The 17942-nt window shown below is 61.8% G+C and carries 14 protein-coding genes; 8 read left to right on the top strand and 6 right to left on the bottom strand.

Features of this window, described 5'->3' with window-relative positions; all coding sequences use genetic code 11:
• The 4 genes from ACOJSI_RS18565 to ACOJSI_RS18550 form a co-directional block, all read left to right on the top strand.
• Window positions 1-1062, top strand: a 1062-nt coding sequence (locus ACOJSI_RS18565; RefSeq protein WP_420139802.1) for a thiamine pyrophosphate-dependent enzyme, incomplete at its 5' end; no start/stop codon positions are given.
• A 59-nt stretch (window positions 1063-1121) separates the two neighbouring features.
• Entirely contained in the window at window positions 1122-2636 is a 1515-nt protein-coding gene (locus ACOJSI_RS18560; RefSeq protein WP_420139803.1) for an indolepyruvate oxidoreductase subunit beta family protein, read from the top strand.
• A gap of 139 nt (window positions 2637-2775) precedes the next feature.
• Window positions 2776-3264 (top strand): hypothetical protein, encoded by a 489-nt coding sequence (locus ACOJSI_RS18555; protein ID WP_420139801.1) that lies wholly within the window; start codon window positions 2776-2778, stop codon window positions 3262-3264.
• Between the two features lie 8 nt (window positions 3265-3272).
• Window positions 3273-5090: a M14 family metallopeptidase gene (locus ACOJSI_RS18550; RefSeq protein WP_420139800.1), complete on the top strand. Its 1818-nt coding sequence runs from the start codon at window positions 3273-3275 to the stop codon at window positions 5088-5090.
• Between the two features lie 47 nt (window positions 5091-5137).
• On the opposite strand, the gene ACOJSI_RS18545 is transcribed toward ACOJSI_RS18550, so the two are convergent.
• Window positions 5138-6808 carry a M20/M25/M40 family metallo-hydrolase gene (locus tag ACOJSI_RS18545; protein WP_420139799.1) on the bottom strand — a complete coding sequence of 557 codons (1671 nt, stop codon included), beginning with the start codon at window positions 6806-6808 and terminating at the stop codon, window positions 5138-5140.
• Complete coding sequence (locus tag ACOJSI_RS18540) at window positions 6805-7731, bottom strand: dihydrodipicolinate synthase family protein (RefSeq protein ID WP_420139798.1); 927 nt, start codon at window positions 7729-7731, stop codon at window positions 6805-6807. The genes ACOJSI_RS18545 and ACOJSI_RS18540 overlap by 4 nt, the downstream gene beginning before the upstream one ends.
• Before the next feature lie 148 nt (window positions 7732-7879).
• On the opposite strand from ACOJSI_RS18540, the gene ACOJSI_RS18535 reads away from it, so the two are divergent.
• Complete coding sequence (locus tag ACOJSI_RS18535) at window positions 7880-8788, top strand: LysR family transcriptional regulator (RefSeq protein WP_420139797.1); 909 nt, start codon at window positions 7880-7882, stop codon at window positions 8786-8788.
• 22 nt (window positions 8789-8810) lie between these two features.
• On the opposite strand, the gene ACOJSI_RS18530 is transcribed toward ACOJSI_RS18535, so the two are convergent.
• The 4 genes from ACOJSI_RS18530 to ACOJSI_RS18515 form a co-directional block, all read right to left on the bottom strand.
• Window positions 8811-10616, bottom strand: a complete 1806-nt coding sequence (locus ACOJSI_RS18530; RefSeq protein ID WP_420139796.1) for a DUF885 domain-containing protein — start codon at window positions 10614-10616, stop codon at window positions 8811-8813.
• A gap of 52 nt (window positions 10617-10668) precedes the next feature.
• On the bottom strand, window positions 10669-12939 hold the full coding sequence (locus ACOJSI_RS18525; RefSeq protein WP_420139795.1) for a TonB-dependent receptor: 2271 nt from the start codon (window positions 12937-12939) through the stop codon (window positions 10669-10671).
• Window positions 12940-13019: 80 nt separating this feature from the next.
• The gene (locus tag ACOJSI_RS18520) at window positions 13020-13505 is read right to left on the bottom strand and encodes a hypothetical protein (protein WP_420139794.1); all 486 of its coding nucleotides are present in this window, start codon (window positions 13503-13505) and stop codon (window positions 13020-13022) included.
• 147 nt (window positions 13506-13652) lie between these two features.
• The gene (locus tag ACOJSI_RS18515; protein WP_420139793.1) at window positions 13653-14939 is read right to left on the bottom strand and encodes an amidohydrolase family protein; all 1287 of its coding nucleotides are present in this window, start codon (window positions 14937-14939) and stop codon (window positions 13653-13655) included.
• Between the two features lie 290 nt (window positions 14940-15229).
• On the opposite strand from ACOJSI_RS18515, the gene ACOJSI_RS18510 reads away from it, so the two are divergent.
• From ACOJSI_RS18510 to ACOJSI_RS18500, 3 genes are all read left to right on the top strand, one after another.
• Window positions 15230-17032, top strand: a complete 1803-nt coding sequence (locus tag ACOJSI_RS18510) for a DUF885 domain-containing protein (RefSeq protein ID WP_420139792.1) — start codon at window positions 15230-15232, stop codon at window positions 17030-17032.
• A 2-nt stretch (window positions 17033-17034) separates the two neighbouring features.
• A complete protein-coding gene (locus tag ACOJSI_RS18505; RefSeq protein ID WP_420139791.1) occupies window positions 17035-17274 on the top strand; it encodes a DUF3311 domain-containing protein in 240 nt (79 codons plus the stop codon).
• A partial coding sequence (locus tag ACOJSI_RS18500) for a sodium:solute symporter family transporter (protein ID WP_420139790.1) occupies window positions 17271-17942 on the top strand: 672 nt, incomplete at its 3' end. The genes ACOJSI_RS18505 and ACOJSI_RS18500, both read left to right, overlap by 4 nt.

Below are 17942 nucleotides of genomic sequence, written 5' to 3'. Positions count from 1 at the left end.
GCCGACCTGCAAACGCGTATCGTTGGGAAGGACGTTCTGCCACGCGCTGGTGAATATTCGGGTGTGGTGCTGCGCGATGGCGTGATGGCCTTTTTGGAGGCGTGGGCACCTTCGCGCGCTGCTGCGCCTGGGCTGCCGGTGCCGCCTGAGCCTGAACTGGCGAAGGAAGTTCCGCCGCGTCCGGCCGGCTTCTGTACCGGTTGTCCCGAGCGCCCGATCTTTTCCGCGATGAAGCTGGTGCAGCGTGAGCTGGGGGATTTCCATGTTTCAGCCGACATTGGGTGCCATCTCTTCTCGATCCTGCCGCCGTTTCACATCGGCAACACGACGATGGGTTATGGTCTGGGCACGGCGGGGGCAGCGGCCTTCAGGCCGCAGGACGGCGAAGGCTCCAGGCGCGCCATCGCGATGATGGGAGATGGCGGCTTCTGGCATAACGGCCTTACCTCCGGGATTGGCAATGCCGTCTTCAACCAGGACGACAACGTCACCATCATCGTCGACAACGGTTATTCTGCCGCGACCGGGGGACAGGACATCCTGTCGTCGCAGGCCGTCAATCCGACCCGCAAAACCAACAACCCGATCGAAAAAGCAGCGCGCGGACTGGGCGTTACCTGGGCCCGCACATTGACGCGAACCTATGACGTCGCCCGCATGCGCGATACGCTCAAGGAAGCGCTCACCTCGCCCGAAAAGGGGCCCAAGGTGATCGTTGCGCAGTCCGAATGCATGCTCAACAAGCAGCGTCGCGTGAAGCCGCTCCTCGCCCAGGCGGTAAAGGACGGGAAACGCGTGGTGCGCGATCGGTTCGGGGTCGATCCTGACACCTGCACCGGCGACCATGCCTGTATCCGGCTGTCGGGTTGCCCCTCTCTCAGCGTCAAAGCCAATCCCGATCCGCTCAGGACCGATCCGGTCACGCAGATCGACGATAGCTGCGTTGGCTGCGGCAATTGCGGCGAAGTGGCCCATGCCGCGATCCTGTGCCCGTCCTTTTACAAGGTCAGCGTGGTGACCAACCCGTCCTTTTGGGACCGGGTCGGCGACCGCATCAGATAGGCCGTCATCGGTTGGCTGCAGGAGCGCCAGACGAGGACTATCGCCGCGAGATCCTATTGATGGAGGCCGGAGCGACGGCAGAGCGTGATCGTATCACAATCGCCATTATGGCCCTTGGCGGCCAGGGGGGCGGCGTGCTCGCCGACTGGATCCTCGATCTGGCGAACAGTAACGGCTTTATCGCGCAGGGTACGTCGGTGCCCGGCGTGGCCCAACGCACCGGCTCGACCATCTATTATATCGAGATGGTACGCCGGGCCGCCGCCTATGCCAATCGTCCGGCGCCTGTCTTGGCGATGATGCCCGTCCCTGGGGACGTTGATATCGTTATCGCGTCGGAACTGATGGAGGCGGGCCGTGCGATCCTGCGCGGGTTCGTGTCGGGGGACCGGACCACGCTGATCGGCTCCACCCATCGCGTCTATGCGATCTCGGAGAAAGCGGCACTGGGGGACGGCATCGGCAGCAGTCAGCGGATCCTGGACGCAGCGCGTCGCCGTTCGGCACGTTTCATCGGCTTCGACATGGAAGCGACAGCCGTGAGCGCGGGGAGCGTGATCAGTTCGATCATGTTCGGCGCGTTGGCAGGTAGTGGAGCCCTCCCCTTCTCACGTGCGATGTTCGAGCAGGCCGTCAGGCACGGCGGCAAGGCCGTACAAGCCAATCTGCGAGGGCTCGAGAGCGGTGCGGCTCAGGCGACGATCGCCCATCATGAGACCAACCAAACTTTCGCTGCGGCGGGCCCCACCAGTCCGGCCGGTCACGCGCTGAAATCGCGCATCGTCGCCACGCTCCCCGCGTCGATCCAGCCCCTCGCCATCGAGGGCGTACGAAAGCTGATGGATTATCAGGACCGGGCCTATGCCGAGCTCTATCTCGATCGGATCGCAGAAATCCTTGCGCGCGATGACGGCGCCGACGACTGGCGCCTGACTCGGCAAACCGCACGGCACCTCGCATTGTGGATGGCCTATGAGGACACGATCCGCGTCGCCGACCTCAAGATCCGCGGCGCACGCACGGCGCGGGTCCAGCAGGAGGTTAGACTCGGCCAGGGGCAGGTCATGACCGTCACCGAATATATGCACCCGCGGCTGCAGGAGCTGTGCGACGTGATGCCCGCTGCGATGGGCGATTTCATCCTCGCCCGATCCTGGCTGTCCAAGCTCGTGCAACCGATGTTCGCGAAAGGGCGGCATGTTCGCACGACCAGCCTGCGCTGGTACGTCGCGTTGTGGCTTGTTGCCGCTTTGCGCGGGAGGCGGCGCTCGACCCGGCGCTATCGCGACGAACAGGCTCGTATTGCCGCATGGCTGGACTTCATCAGCGATGCGGCGGCGCGCGACTCCCGCTTTGCCGCGGAGATTGTCGAGGCTCAGCGGCTGATCAAAGGTTATTCGGACACGTTCGATCGCGGTCTCGCACGGTTCGAAGCGGTCGTCGCAGAGGCTCGATCGCTATTGGGTCGACCCGACGGTGCGGCACAGGTGGCCCTTTTGCGCGATGCGGCGCTCGCCGATGAGTCCGGGACGGCTTTCGCCGAAGCACTGGCAGCGGTCCGTCGAGCGGCCTGACCGCGCCTGTTGGCAAAGGAGGAGGCAGACGGTGCGGCAGCGTTGCAGTCTGCGCAACGACTTTGGCGCTCTCACCCGTTGATGACGGCACATATCTGGACGACCATCGATACAGCGGCATTCAACAGGGGCATGTGACATGAAGATGATTTTGATCGGGCTGGCGGGGATCGCATCCTTGAGCGCCGCGCCGGCGGCGTTGGCACAGTCTCCAGCGACCTTCTCTGCCCCCGTTTCCAACGATGTTCTTTCCCGCATGTTCGGATGGTGGAACAGCGCGTTCAAGGATCCGAAGGGGTTCACGCCCGAAGCGTTCCTTCAATATTCCCCCGACGACGCCGTGATGCGCATCAACGGCGTCGATCGTGCCAAGGGCGTCGTGTCGCTCGCGGAGCATTTTCGCGTTATTCAGACCCGTGCCAGCGCGGTCGAGATCAAGCTGCCCTTCGTCGAAGCCTTTTCCTCTCCGGACGGCTCAAAGATCTTTACTTACCATCTGATCGACGCCGTGGAGAACGGTAAGGCCGGTCATGAGATGGTCATGGGATATGCCACGCTGCGAGGTGGGAAAATCTCGAAGATCGATTTCATCAGCCTGGAGGGCATACCGGGCCCGTTCATGAAGTGAAGCAGCCAATGACCAAGAAAGCCATGAAGATCGGCCGCTGGGGTCTCCCGGCCGTCTCGCTTGCTCTGGCCACGCATGTCAGCGCAGCGATCGACCCTGATCGTTCGATCCTGCCACCCGAACAACCGTGGCACGGCGCGAGCGAGGCTTTGGCGGCGCGACCCACTGATCCGTGGATCACCCCGTCCGAGAAGACGGGCTTAACCGCCACGCCCTCCTATGCGGAGACGCGCGCCTATCTCGACCGGCTCGTTCAGGCGTCCCCCCTTCTGCGCGTCGAGACGTTCGGCCGCACTGCGCAGGGGCGTGACATGATCGTTGTCGTCGCCAGCAAGGATGGCGCCTCTTTGGATCCCGCCAAGCCGGTCTTGCTGGTCCAGTCCGGAATTCATCCAGGCGAGATCGACGGCAAGGACGCAGGGTTGATGCTGCTGCGCGACATAGTCGTGCGTGGGAAGTCGAGTTTGCTCGACCGCGTGAACTTCCTGTTCGTCCCCGTTTTCAACATCGACGGGCATGAGCGCACCTCGCCCTACAATCGGCCGAACCAGCGAGGTCCGGTCTCGCAGGGATGGCGTACGACTGCGCAGAACATCAATCTCAACCGGGATTATATGAAGGCGGATACGCCCGAGATGCAGGCCATGCTGGGGTTGATCAACCGCTACGATCCCGCCCTATATCTTGATCTGCACGTCTCCGACGGGCTCGATTTCCAATATGACATTACCTACGGTTTCCAGGATGCGCCCTATGCGCAATCGCCTGCCGCCAATCGCTGGCTCGAGCAGGTCTACCGCCCCCAGGTGGATGCCGCGCTGAAGGCAAGGGGTCATGTTCCAGGTCCACTTGTTCTGGCGGTAGATGACCGCAAGCCCACCGACGGGCTCTCCCTTCCTCATTTTCCAGCGAATTTCTCGCATGGATATGGCGATCTGCGGCATATGCCGGCAGTGCTGGTCGAAGACCATGCCCTGAAGCCCTATCGCCGGCGCGTGCTCGGAGAATATGTACTGCTGGAGGCGACGCTCAGAACGCTCGGCAGCGATGGTGCCTTGCTCAAGCGGGATATCGCTGAAGATCGGGCACGACGTGGCCCGATGACGATCACATGGAAGCCGCGCACCGATCCGGTGCGGAACGTTCACTTCCTACCCATGAAGAGCGAGCGCTTTCTGTCGGACGTATCGGGCGGATATGAGGTCCGCTGGCTGGGCCAGCCGGCTCCGGCGGTCGATATCCCACTTTTCGGCTCGCAAGCTGACAAGACCGTCGATCTTCCGGCTGCATATTGGGTTTCTGCGGTCGACGTCGCCGTGATCGATCGATTGCGGCGCCATGGCATCCGGATGGAGACGCTGGATCAGCCACGCACCGTATCGGTCGACATGATCCGTATCTCGGATCCCAAGCTTGCTACAATGCCAGTGGAAAACCGTGTGCCGGTAACGGCTGGCGCGTTCCAGCATGAGCGGCATGAAGAAACCTATCCCGCCGGGTCGGTACGTGTGCCTACCGATCAACCGCTGGGCCGCTTGGCCGCCGAGTTGCTCGAGCCTGAGACGGAAGAGTCATTCTTCAGCTGGGGCTTTTTTCCGGCGATGCTGGAACGTACCGAATATATCGAAGGCTATGTCGTCGAGCCGATGGGCGCGGCGATGCTGGCCCGTTCCCCCGCGCTGAAGGCCGAATTTGATCAGAAGGTAAAGTCCGACCCTGCGTTTGCCGCCAGCCCCGATGCACGGCTGACCTGGCTCTATGCGCACACCCGCTATTATGATCAGCGCTATCTGCTATATCCGGTCGGACGCGAAACAGCGAAGTGACCCCCAAGGCGGGGGCGCCCACATAAGGCGCCCCCGATCTCACCACATCATCGTTGGCGAAGGGCGGCCAGTGTGTCGCCCGCAGCCTTAAACTCCGTTCCTGGATTCCAGGTCGGCCATTGGCGGCTGTTGGCGAGTTTGTTGCCGATCACTCGGAACAATTCGACGTCCTGCGCTGCGCCATGCAGGTCCCAGGAAGGGTCCCACCGATCGCAGGTCTGATGATAGCAATGCGCGGTGTAATTGCTCACCCATGCGTCGCCCGCCGCACGTCCGCCCTTCACCAGGTCGGCGCCCCCACCGATGCCCATCAGCAGCAGTGTCGGAACACCGCGCTTGGCAAAGGAGAAATGATCGGCACGATAGGCGAGCCCCCGTTCCGGCTTTGCATCCGGCGTAACGGTGCGATCTTGCGCCGCCGCGGCGACGGCCAGGTCGGCGTCCAGGTTGCTATGCCCGGCGCCGATCTGGATGACGTCTCGCGCCAAGCCGGCGGTCTGCATCGTGTCGATCGTCAGGTTCGCCACTGTTTTCGCGAGCGGCAGAACAGGATGGGCGGCATAATATTCCGATCCCAGCAGCCCCCGCTCCTCCGCAGTCCAAAATGCAAAGGCAATCGTGCGCTCAGGGGACGGCTGTTGCGCAAACGCGCGGGCCAGGGCCAGCAGACCCGCGACACCCAGGCCGTCGTCGTTTGCGCCCGAATGGATCGTGCGCCCCTGGGCATCGGCTGCACCAATGCCGATCGCATCCCAATGCGCCCCGTAGAGGATCGTCTCGTCGGGGTGCAGCCGCCCTGGTATCTTCGCGAGCACGTTACGGCTGACAATGCGCGCGCTCTTGACGGGCATGTCGAATGAGAGGCGTGCGTCCCCGATGGGAGTGGGGTAGAAGCCCGTCGAGCGGGCCTGCGTCTTCAGCGCATTCAGATCCAGCCCCGCCCGCTTGAACAGGTCGGATGCGAACGCGGTGCTGATCCAACCCTCGAGCGCTGGCGGCTGCGGCTGGCCTCGATCGGTCGGCAAGGCATAAACGCCGCCGACAACAGTGTTGCTGGCAACGTTCCACCCATAACCTGCGGGGCCAGTTTCGTGGATGATAAGCGCACCGAGCGCGCCGCGGCGGGTCGCCTCCTCATATTTGTAAACCCAACGGCCGTAATAGGTCATCGCCTTGTTGCCGAAACGGCCATAAGCGTCGTCTTGCGGCTTGGCTTCGAAGTCCGGATCGTTGACCAGATACACCGCGATTTTGCCGCGCAGATCGACGCCCTTGTAATCGTCCCAATCTCGCTCCGGCGCGGAGACGCCGTAGCCGACGAACACAAGCGGCGCCTTATCGATGCTGACGCGATCGGTCGCGCGCGTTGTCATCGGCACGATATCACGCCCTGCCACCAGCGGGACAATCGTCCCAGCGACCGTGGCCTCAAGCTTTTCCGGCGTGCCCAGCACATTGTGGATCATTGGGACATCTTGCGTCCATGACCCGTTCGGCCCCGCCGGCATCAGCCCCAATGCTTTCAGGCGCTCCGTGAGATACACAACCGTCTTCTGTTCACCGACGGTGCCTGGCGAGCGTCCCTGAAACGGATCGGATGCGATCGTCTTGACCGTTTCTGTAAGCTCGGTCGGCGTTACATCGGCTCGGGCCGCGATCGGCAAGCCCGCTTGAAGTAAGCACAAGGTGCGCAGGAACCAGCCGGCCTTGCACATCATGCGGCAACGCCCAGGCTGATCAGCGTGTGACGAATGACGGCGGTGGCGTCCGGCGACACGTCCCGCAGAGGCGGTCTTACGAAGCCGGCCGGCACACCGCGCAATTTCAGCGCGGCTTTCAGCACTGCCGGACCCGAGCCGAACCGACCGACGAGGTCCTGCGTGTACCATTCATCCAGCAGCACCCGATCCTTGCGACCGCACTCCCGCGCGGCAGCAATCTCCCCCCGCCAAAGATGGTTGTAGAAGTCGGCATGAATACGCCCCAATGCGCCGCCCGCGCCCATCGTGCCATCGCCGCCGTGCGCCTGAAGAATGGTAAGCCCGTGCTCATCCATACTGTGTCCGAACACCAGAACCTGGTCCCCGAGCTGGAAGAAGGTCTGCAGAAAGCGGCGCAGATTGCTCGTGGACTGCTTGATCGCGACGACATTGTCGAGCCCCGCGAGACGCTCGAGCAGTTCGACGGACATGTCGATGCCCGTGCCGGGCGGCCAGTTATAAACGCAGATCGGCAGCGGCGTCGCCTTTGAGATATCGGCGTAAAAGCCGAATATCTCATCTTCGTTGGGTCGCAGATAAGGCGGTGGTGTCACTAAGATGCCGTCAAACCCGCTCTCCGCCGCATGCCCTGCGAACTGCAGGCTTTCTGAGGCCGTGAAGCTGCTGCAGCCCGCCAGCAAAGGCAGCTTGCCCGACATCTGGCTGCCGGCCGCGCGGAACAGCGTGGCGCGCTCATCGGCGCTCAGGCTCGTCCACTCTCCAGTGGTGCCGGCGACAACCAGCCCGTGCATGCCTTCGCCGTGAAGCCATTCGAGCATCGCTCCCAAGCCCGGGAGGTCCAGCGCGCCGTCCGCAGCAAAAGGCGTCACGATCGCGGGCAGGTAGCCACGCCAGCCGACGCGCGCACGTTTATCGCTCAATCCGTGTCCCCTCGTTCGACGGACATAGGTCCGCCTTCCCCCAAGGTGTTGCGATTTCCGTTCCCGCGCATCAAGCGCGAGCGTTGGCCAAGATCATTGCGCTCCCTGCAAATAAGCGACACGATGGCGCCGAAAAGGAAGGTGCGGCTTGCTCGAAAACGCGTTCGGTTACTTCTATGAGGCTGCCAACCTGGGCTCGATGCGGCTTGCCAGCGAGAAGATCGGCGTCGCGGTTTCATCGATCAGCAGGCAGATTGCGCAGCTCGAGCAGGATTTGGGTACCCCGCTGATCGAGCGCGGACGCCGTTCGATCCGCCTGACCGAAGCTGGCCGCATGGCGCTCGATTATTACCGGGATCAGCTTGCCGACCGCGAGGCGCTGATGAACCGGCTGCGCGATCTGCGCGAAATGAAGACCGGGCGCATCGACATGGCGGTTGGTGAAGGTTTCATCGGCCGATCCTTCATCGGATTGATCGACGCTTTCCAGCGACGCAATCCGGGCATCACGGTATCGATTACCAGCGGCACGACCAGCGAGATCGTCCGCATGGTGCTGGAGGACGAAGCCCATATCGGTATGATCCTGCACACCTCGGATGAGCCGAAGATCCGGACACGCACCGCGGTAGCCCAGCCGCTCATGGTCATTTGCTCCCCCGACCATCCCGCCGCGGCCATGCCCGCGCTGACGCTGGCTGACTTGCAGCAGCATCATCTTTGTCTGCCGCCTAAGGGATTTCGTATCCGCCATCTGCTCAATGATGCCGAAAAGCGGGCGCAGACGTGGCTGGAGCCGAACATCGTCAGCAGCTCGCTGCAAGTGATGCGCGAACTGGCGCGCGCTGGCAGAATGGTCACCCTACTGCCGCGTGTGTCGGTCATCTCGGAGTTGGAGGAGGGAACGCTCGTCGCGCGCCCTCTTCGCGAAGCCGAGCTGGAGCACGCGACCGTCAGCCTTATCCATCGGCTTGCCCGCCAGCTCGATGGCGCGCCGTCACGTTTGCTGGGTCAACTGGAAGCAAAGCTCAAAAGCTGGGGTGAAGTAGACCATTAGGATCTGCTTCAGCCTCGATCGTTCAAACCATCCGCTCCGCGGCAGCGGTCAGGGCCTTCATCGGCATCGGTCCTGAGCGTAGCACGATGTCATGGAAGTTGCGCACATCGAAGCGCGTACCAAGCCGCTTGCGGGCCGCCTCGCGTGCCGCGACGATACTGTTCGCGCCGATCTTGAAGCTGCAGGCCTGACCGGGGTAAACGCAGTAGCGCAGGACTTCGCGTTCCGTGGCAAGCTGCTGTTCCCCTGCATTGTCGACCATCCAGGCCACCGCCTGCTCGCGCGTCCAGCGTTTATGGTGGATGCCGGTATCGACAACGATCCGCGCGGCGCGCCACAATTCGGACTGAAGATAGCCGATCCGGCCGAACGGATTAGCGTCGAATGCGCCGATTTCCGCCGCGACCTGCTGCGCATAGAGAGCATAGCCCTCGGTATAGGCCGAGAACCTGACGATCCGCCTGAACAGCGAGAGATTCGGCGCATGCCGCAACATGCTGAACTGGAAATGGTGTCCCGGTATGCCTTCGTGATGCGTCAGCGTGGGAAGCCGCCACAGCGCATTGTCGCGGACCCGCTTGAGGTTGATTGAATAGATCCCGGGAGAGCCACCGACACCCTCATTGTAGAAGGCGGTCGGTGCCCCGTCTTGAACGGCAGCGGGGACGGGACGCACCTCAATCGGATCCACGATAGGATCGTTGAAGGCGCGCGGCAGACGCGCGCGGATGTCATCCAGCTCGCGTTTCGCCTCGGCAAGCAGACGGGCGCGCCCCGCGTCGTCATCGGACACGATGAAGCGGGGATCGCGATCCAGCGCGGCAAGCCGTTGCGGAACGGTCCCCTCGCGCATCCCTTGCGCGGCGAAGCTGGACGCAATCTCCGCGGTGAGCTCCGCACATTCCGCAAGCGCTTGGCGGTGCATATCCTCGGGCGACGTCGTCACGGTCGTGTTGGACCGGAGCGCGGCCGCATAATAAGCGTCGCCGTCAGGCAGGCGCCACACGCCGGCCACGTCGACCGCGTGCGGCAGGAGCGCCTCGAGCGCGGCCGCTTGGCGCGACAGAGCAGGCGCGATCCGATCGCGAAAAATCTGCTCGCCGCTAACGCCGATATCGCCAAGCCCTCGCGCCTGAGCGCGGGCGATGGCGTGGATCATCAGCGCCGATTGTCGTGGTGGAGCATCGCGTAGCTGTCGTATCTGCGCCACCGTGCTGAGGATGACGAAGTGCGGAGGAACGACACCGATGGCAGCATCGCGCCTCATCCGATCCGTCTCCTGATCCAGCGCCGTCGCAAGCGCGCCCAAACGTTCATACCAGGCCGCAACGTCCGCCTTTGTTTCCAGCGGATGATTGTTGCCGATGAAATCCGGCAGCCAGTAATAAGCACCATTCATCTGACTGACGACGTAGGGACTGGGGCGCAGGTCTATGTCGATATAGCCGTAGCGATCGAAGATCGTCGCAAATTGTTCGTAGACGAAGGCCGCGACATCGTAATCCAGCGCCGCCGCTGGCGAAAGCATCTGTCGATCAATGGTGCGCAATTGTGCCTGGGCAGCAGCGATGGCCGCCTTGTCGTGCATCATGGCAGCCTGCGAACGATCATCCAGTTGGCTGCGCAAATTGGCATGTGCGCCGATGTCCCAGCCAAAATTCGTCGCCTGCTCGGGGCTGCGACGCAGAAACAGCTCGGCATGGCGTTGCAGCATCGCTGCCAAGGCGCCATCGGCAGCGCCGCCGCCGCCGGCAGCGGCCGGCGCGATGCCGGGAAGGACGAGAGACGACACCGCTCCCGCCATGAGGACGCTGCGCCGATCGATCATCCCGTGCTCCTGATGATAGAGGGGGCGCCCTGAGACGCCCCCCGGTAAAATACTAGAACTTATAATTGAGTGACAGGCCTATCGTGCGGAACGACGGCTCAACCTGCACGCCGCTGTAGAACGCCTTTTCATAGGCATTCGCATAATAATGAGCTTTAAACAGGTTCTGTACGTAGACGATTGCCTGGATTGGGCCAATGTCGGTGCCCAGACGCAGGTTCACGTTGTTATAACTGGGCGATATAAACGGATATTGATAATATTTGAGGGCGTAGGCCGACGACAGCATCTTGCTGCGATGGTTCCACTCGGCCCGCAGGAAGATATCATCCTTGTCTCCGATAGGATAGGTATATTGCCCTTGCGCACCAAGCGTCCACTTGGGTGCGCCGATAAGCGGCCGGCCACTGGCGTCGACCACCGTACCGTCGATCAAAGCATTGTCATATTTCCGATAGCGCGCGTTGTTGTAGCCCACCTGGCCGCTCAGCTTGAAGGCTTTGGTGACCTGGAAGTCGAAGCTTCCTTCCACGCCATAGCTGCGCGCGCGCGCCGCATTGGCAATGCCACCGACGCCCTTCAGCAGGCCTGTGGCCGGATCGACATATTGGAACTGGATATTCTCCTGGATATTGCGCCAGTCCATATAAAAGGCCGCCACGTCGAGGCGCAGACGGTGATTGAGCAGATCGAACTTCGTTCCTGCTTCATAATTCCACAGCGTCTCCGGCTTGAAGTCGTTGCGGAGATTTACGTCGTTCGTGGTCTGGGTGCCACCGGATTTGAACCCGCGCGACACCGTCGCATAGAAGAGCAGGTTGGGGTTCGCCTTGTAGTCGAGCGTCAATTTCGGCGAGAAATCGTTGAACGATGCCGAGCGGTCATTCACGTCGGTGATGATGCCGCCGGACGAATCATAAGAATAATTCTTGGTCCGCTCATGGGAGTAACGGCCGCCAACCACCGCCGAGAACTTATCGGTGAAATTGAGCGTCCCTTGAGCAAAAACGGCGAAATAGCGTGTCGAGCTGTTGGAAAGAGCCCCGGTGATTTGCGAACCATCGGGCCCAAACGGGCTTTCCGTTCCGTTATAGGTGAACTGGTTGAGGTGGCCGGTGTCGCGTCCCAACGATGTACCGATGCTCCAGTCGAGGAAGTGCGATCCATTGGACTGGAGGCGCAGTTCGCCGCTGGTCGATCCCCGCTTCAGGAGCAGATTTTCATAGAAATAATCGTGGCTCCCGCCGTCGACATCGCCATAATTGAACAGGTTCGACGAGATATGTCCCAACACACCGGTCACTGAGACGCCGCCAAGGTCCCACACCAGGTGGGTGCTCTCATACTGATATTTGCTGCCGACCTTTTGCGGACGATCGAAATTCACGCGGTTGTCGTTATCGGGATAGAAGCCGACGCCATCCGGATTGGCGATGAAACCGGGCGTGCCGCCATAATAGATGGATGCCCAGGTCGACGTCACGAAGCCGGTCGGCACGCCGTCGCGCATGCCGTCGGTCTCATGGGAGTAACTATAGTTGAAATCCCAGGTGAGATTGCTGGCGGGAGTGAGGCGCGCTTCGATCCGGCCGGTATAGAATTTGTGATTGTTGCCGCCGCCGATCGGATTGATGTTCTTGATGTTGCCGTCCGATTTCTCGAACTGGCCAGAGGCGCGAACGGCCAACAGGTCGTTCACGATCGGCACGTTCAGCACACCTTGCACCCGGCGCGTGTCGAATGAGCTATAGCTCCCGCCAATCTCGCCTTCGAACTGGTTGACGGGCTTTTTCGTGATGATGTTGATCGCGCCGCCGACCGAGTTGCGCCCGAAATAGGTTCCCTGCGGCCCACGCAGCACCTCGATGCGGTCAAGATCGACGATCTCAGGGTTACTCGTGCCAGCCGCGACGTTGAACTCGTCGATGTAGAAAGCATAGGACGCTTGCCGGACATCCGAATAAGGGCTGAGCTGATTGGAAATGCCGCGAATGATCAGGTCTTTACGGTCGCGCGATCCATTGGACTGAAAGCTCACATTCGGCGTCAGCGCGAAGTAATCCTGCACGCTCTGGATATTCTGTGTCTTCAGCGTCTGGCCCGTAATCGCGGTGATCGCGATCGGCACACTCTGGATCGTTTCGCGACGGCGCTGCGCTGTCACGATGATATCGGAACTTGCGTCGTCGGTGTTGGCTGCGGGCTCTGCCGGCACGGTTGCACCACTCTGGGCATAGGCAGACGTAGAGAGCAGACCCAGAGCGATCGCTGCCAGAGCAGGCTGAACGCGTAAGGCATGCGCCTTGTTTGAACGAACTCGCATGATAAAACCCCTTTTTTATCGCCTGAGACGATATGAATTGACCCTGCCTCTCCGAGACTCTCGGCGCGGTTTTTGTTTGGTTATTTGGTCCAGCAATCCGGTTCTTTTTTCATCGCCTCGCCGTCGAGATTGGTCCTCACGAGCATGATCGAGGCAATCTTTCCGTTCCGCAGAACGGCGTCTCCCGCCGCGAGCGCGCAGGTCGGCTCGCCACGGCCGCGCGACCGGATCACGTGATAGGTGAAGATGCGGTTCCCGGACCGGAACACGTCCTTGAACGGCACAACAATCTCGACGTCCCCGCCCGCGCTCTGGATCTTGCGAAAGTGATCGACCCATTCCGGAATGCCCCGGATGGCGGTGCGCCCCTCCAGCGTCAGCGTGGCATCCTCTGTGAAGAAGCGGCGAAATGCCTGGGGCGTGTAGCCGTCCGGCTGCTTGAAGGCCTGGTTCCACCAGACGAACATGCGAGAAAGAACATCCGTCGCTGGGACGGCGGCCTGCGTCGATGTGCCAGCAGAAATTGTTAATGATACGGCAAATGCTAAAGATACTGCTCGGCCCATTGTAAATACCCCCACAGAGTATCGCTTGTCGCGATCGAGCCTCTGTGTCTCAATGTTTCCGACAGTTGCCGTATTGTTACAACTCTGCGTCAGCCTCTACTTCGTTGCGCAAAACGCAAATTAGCGTGATGTGCGGAAAGATTGTCCTCATTCAAGGATACCGGCGCCATCGTCGCGCACGACCCGCCCGCCCTTCATGACGAAGTCGAGCGAGCGTAACGCGCTGATGTCGTGAACCGGATCGGCCTTGAGCGCGACGATGTCGGCATATTTGCCGGGTGCGATCCTGCCCGCATCGTCTTCGATCTTGAGCATCTCGGCTGGGCGGATCGTCGCCGCCTGCAGCGCCTGGAGCGGCGTCATGCCGGCCTGCTCGTAGAGCTCGGCCTCGGCGACGGTCGCCGTGGTCCCGCCATTGGGCTCGTACGGAAATTGATCGGTCCCAAGCGCGATCTTGACGCCGATGCGGATCGCATTTTGCAGCATCGCCCAATGATCCTTGCCGGTGCTGTCGACACGCGCGAGGTACCAATCGGGTGACCCGATCTTCTTGTAGAATTCGCGCGCACCCGGTTGGCTCACGACCATCGTCGGCACGAGCCAGACCCCCTTTTCCTTCATAGCCTTGAGGGTCGGCACGTCGAGATGATAACCATGTTCAAAGCCGTTGATGCCGAAACGCAGCGCCTGCTGTGCGGCAGCCACCGAGCCATTGTGGGCGGTCACAGGCACGCCATTGCGGTGCGCCACGTCGATCAGCACCGACATTTCCTCATCGGTCATAGGGGCCGCCGATATACTGCCGTGCATATCGGCGATGCCGCCTGATATCGCGATCTTGATGAGATCGGCGCCCTGCTTGATCTGCTCACGCACCAGCTTGGCAAGGACATAGGGTCCATCCCCTTCCAGCGAACCATGCCCGCCGGTTGGTACGATGATCTCGCCGGCGGTCTTGATGCGCGGGCCCAAGACATCTCCGCTCTCGATCGCGGCGCGCAGCGCGAAATCGGTGCCATGGTCCTCACCGACAAGGCGAACGGTGGTGACGCCTGAAAGGAGCGACTTACGCGCGTTGCCTGCCATCCGCAGCACTTCCTGAGGATCGGTTTCGCCGACGAGTGCGGCGCCAGCTGCGCCCGGCAGCTTCAGGCCAAGATGGACATGCATGTTCATCAGGCCCGGGATCAGCCATTTGCCTTTGACCGACACGATCTTGGCGCCGGCGGGAATTGCGACAGCGGCGGAAGGACCGGCAGCGACAATGCGCTCACCTTTGATCACGATGGTCGCGTCATTGGTTTCGCGACCGGTATCCACGTCCACCATTATGCCGCCTGTAAGTGCGGTCACCGGCACGGGTGGCTGTGCTGCGATGCTCGCGGGAGACGCGATGCCGGCAAGGAGGCAAAACAGCCGCTTACGGAACGTCATCCACACACCCCTTTGACTACATATCGTTCGGGAGAAGACTGCGGACTTCGCCTGGCTGGCGCAATGCGCGAACGGGAAGGACATCTTTGCGTTCTATGCAAGATAAGTGACACAAACGGCTATCAGGAAGTGCGAAAAGGTCTCCTAACTGCTTGTTTCCGCATCATAATGTCGCGTCGATCGGGCGACCAGAGGCTCCAGGCGCGGTCGTACGCGTGAAATCCCGCTTATTGTGTTTGGGCGCGGCAAGCCTGCACGATGGCAACAGCATCGGGGGGACGTACGACATTATGGAAAGCGGTATCACACGCCGGCAGGCGGTCGGCGTCGCAGGAATAGCGCTGGTCGCAGGCGGCGCGCTTGCGCAGCCGGGAAGACAGGATGCGGCCGCCCTGCGGACTCTCCTGCAGGCAAGTGCGGACGCGGATGAACGCCGCCTCCCCCTATCCGCCGCCCCGCGGGCGATCCCCTTTGTAGATCCCCTCAGCGATGCCTATGCGAGCGCCCTGTCGGCAGACCAGCGGCGTAACCTGGCCGGACTGGCATCGATCCGGCGAGACGCGCTGTCGGTCGGCGATCGCATCGCGTACGATGTGCTGGGCTATCAAGCACGGCAGACGATCGCCTCTTTCGAGAGCGGCGTTTTCGAGACGGCGCGTCGTGCCCCCCTCGATCCCTCGTTCGGCCTCCATGTCGAGATGGCCGACTTCGTGTCGGGTGCCGCGCCCTTCGCCACGATCGCCGATTATGAGGCTGGTCTTCGCCGGCTGGACGGGTTTGCCGGCTACATGCATTCGGTGGTCGATCGCCTGAAAGAGGGGCTTGCGAACGGCCAGGTCCAGCCCGCCATCATCGTCGCGAATGTGTTGGCGGAAGTCGACGCCATGCTGGCTTTGCCTATCGAGGACAGCCCCTTCTACACCGCCATCAAAGCAGCGCCGCCCACCATCGATGCCTCCGCGCACAGGCGATTGGCAGCTGCCTACCGCCAGCTGATCGCGATGCGGGTCTATCCGGCCTATCGATTGTGGAAGGAATTTCTTACCGACACCTATGCGCCGCGTGCCGGTACGGCACCGGGACGATGGGCGATGAAGGGCGGTGACGCGCTTTACGCGGCCGAACTGGAGCGGCACACGACCACGACGATGACCGCCGATGCGCTGCACGATCTTGGCGTGGCGGAGGTGACGCGGATCCGGCAGGAAATGGAGGCAGCCCGGGTCGCCACAGGGTTCACCGGCGACCTGAAGGCCTTCTTCAACTATATCCGGGTCGATAAACGCTTCTATTGCAAGACACCGGAAGAGCTTCTCGCCCGCTTTGCAGCGATCGAAGCGAGGATTTGGAAATCAATCCCCAAGCTGTTCTCGCGTCGGCCGAAGGCGCCGTTCAGCGTGCAGGCGCTTCCCGTACTCGGGGCCCAGCGGGGCACCGGCTATTACCGGCCGGGCCCACCGGACGGCAAAACGCCCGGCGTACTTTACTTCAATATGGCGATGCTGGGGACCCGCCCGATCCCGACGCTGGAAACGCTGACGCTGCACGAGGGTATACCGGGCCATCATTTTCAGATCACGCTCGCGCGTGAGAACGATAAGCTCCCGCCCCTGCTGCGGCTTCACGGCGATGAGCATTTCACTGCCTTCACCGAAGGCTGGGGTCTCTATGCGGAATCGCTCGGCCGCGACTTGGGAATGTTCGAGGACCCCTATCAATGGTTCGGTCATCTCGACATGGAGATGCTCAGGGCGGTCCGGCTGGTCGTCGACACCGGCCTCCATGCGCAACGCTGGGATCGGCAGCGGGCGATTGACTATATGCTGACGAACACATCTATGGCGCAGCATGACGTGGAGGTCGAAATCGATCGCTACATAGCGGCACCTGGGCAGGCCTGTGCTTATAAGACAGGGGAACTTCGCTTCCAGGCGCTGCGAGCCAAAGCGGAAAAGGGCCTGGGCTCCGCTTATACGATCCGCGACTTCCATGATCAGGTACTGGGCACGGGCGCCCTGCCCTTGCAGGTATTGGAGGCGAAGATCGACCATTGGATCGCCGCGGGCGGTGGTTCCGACGGCTCAGGATTTTAAGAATGACCGAACAGCGTGACGAGCCGCGCAGCAGCGGTGACCTGGGCTGGCATCGCCTGGCATTGCTGCTGCCCTTCATTTGGCAACTGGGACTTGCCGGCTTCGCCAATGACGTGACGTGGCGACCATTTGGCCTGCCGTTTCAAATGGTCTGGCAGATGATGGGCGTGCCGGTCGCCTCGGCGGCCATCGCATGGGTGTTCCTGCGGGACGAGGCCAAGCGGAAGATCGATAAGTCATGATCGGAGCAATTGCGCTTGCGTTGTTACTTGCGACGGTTGCCGCATCCGCTTTGTATGGACGCCGTCAGGCGCGGGTCAAAACCGTCGAGGAATGGGCGATCGGCGGCCGCCAGCTTGGCCTGCTGATCTTCTGGTTCGTCAATGCCGGAGAGATTTACACGACCTTTGCGGTTCTCGGCATATCCGGATTTGCCTGGGCCTACGGCGCTCCGGCATATCTTGCATTCACCTCGGTTTCGCTTGCCTCGGCGGTCGCGTATTGGCTGACCCCGCGGATATGGGAGGCCGGCCGACGACATGGGCTCGTCACGCAAGCGGACTTCTTTACGCGCGCGTACAACGCTCCCTGGCTTGGCATTCTGGTCGCCATCGCCGGCCTGTTCGCCACCGTGGTCTATGTTGAAGTCCAGCTCACCGCGCTCAGCCTGATCTTGCAGCTTACCGGGGGCGCCGTGCTCGGTCACAGCGCCAGCGTCATTGTGGCCGCCATCCTGATGCTCGCCTTTGTCTTTCTCGCCGGCCTGCGGTCCGCCGCCTTCGCGGCCGGTGTGAAGGACGTGTTGATGATCGTGCTGGTCCTGGGCCTCAGCCTCACCGTCGCGCATCATGTCGGCGCCAGCTCCATCCTCGACATCTTTCGTCGGGCGGAAGATCTTCGTCCCGGCATC

The organism is Sphingomonas sp. (assembly GCF_048595155.1).
Lineage (GTDB): Bacteria > Pseudomonadota > Alphaproteobacteria > Sphingomonadales > Sphingomonadaceae > Sphingomonas_I.
Note: the sequence above shows the minus strand (reverse complement) of the source record. Positions and strands in the feature narration are given on the sequence as shown.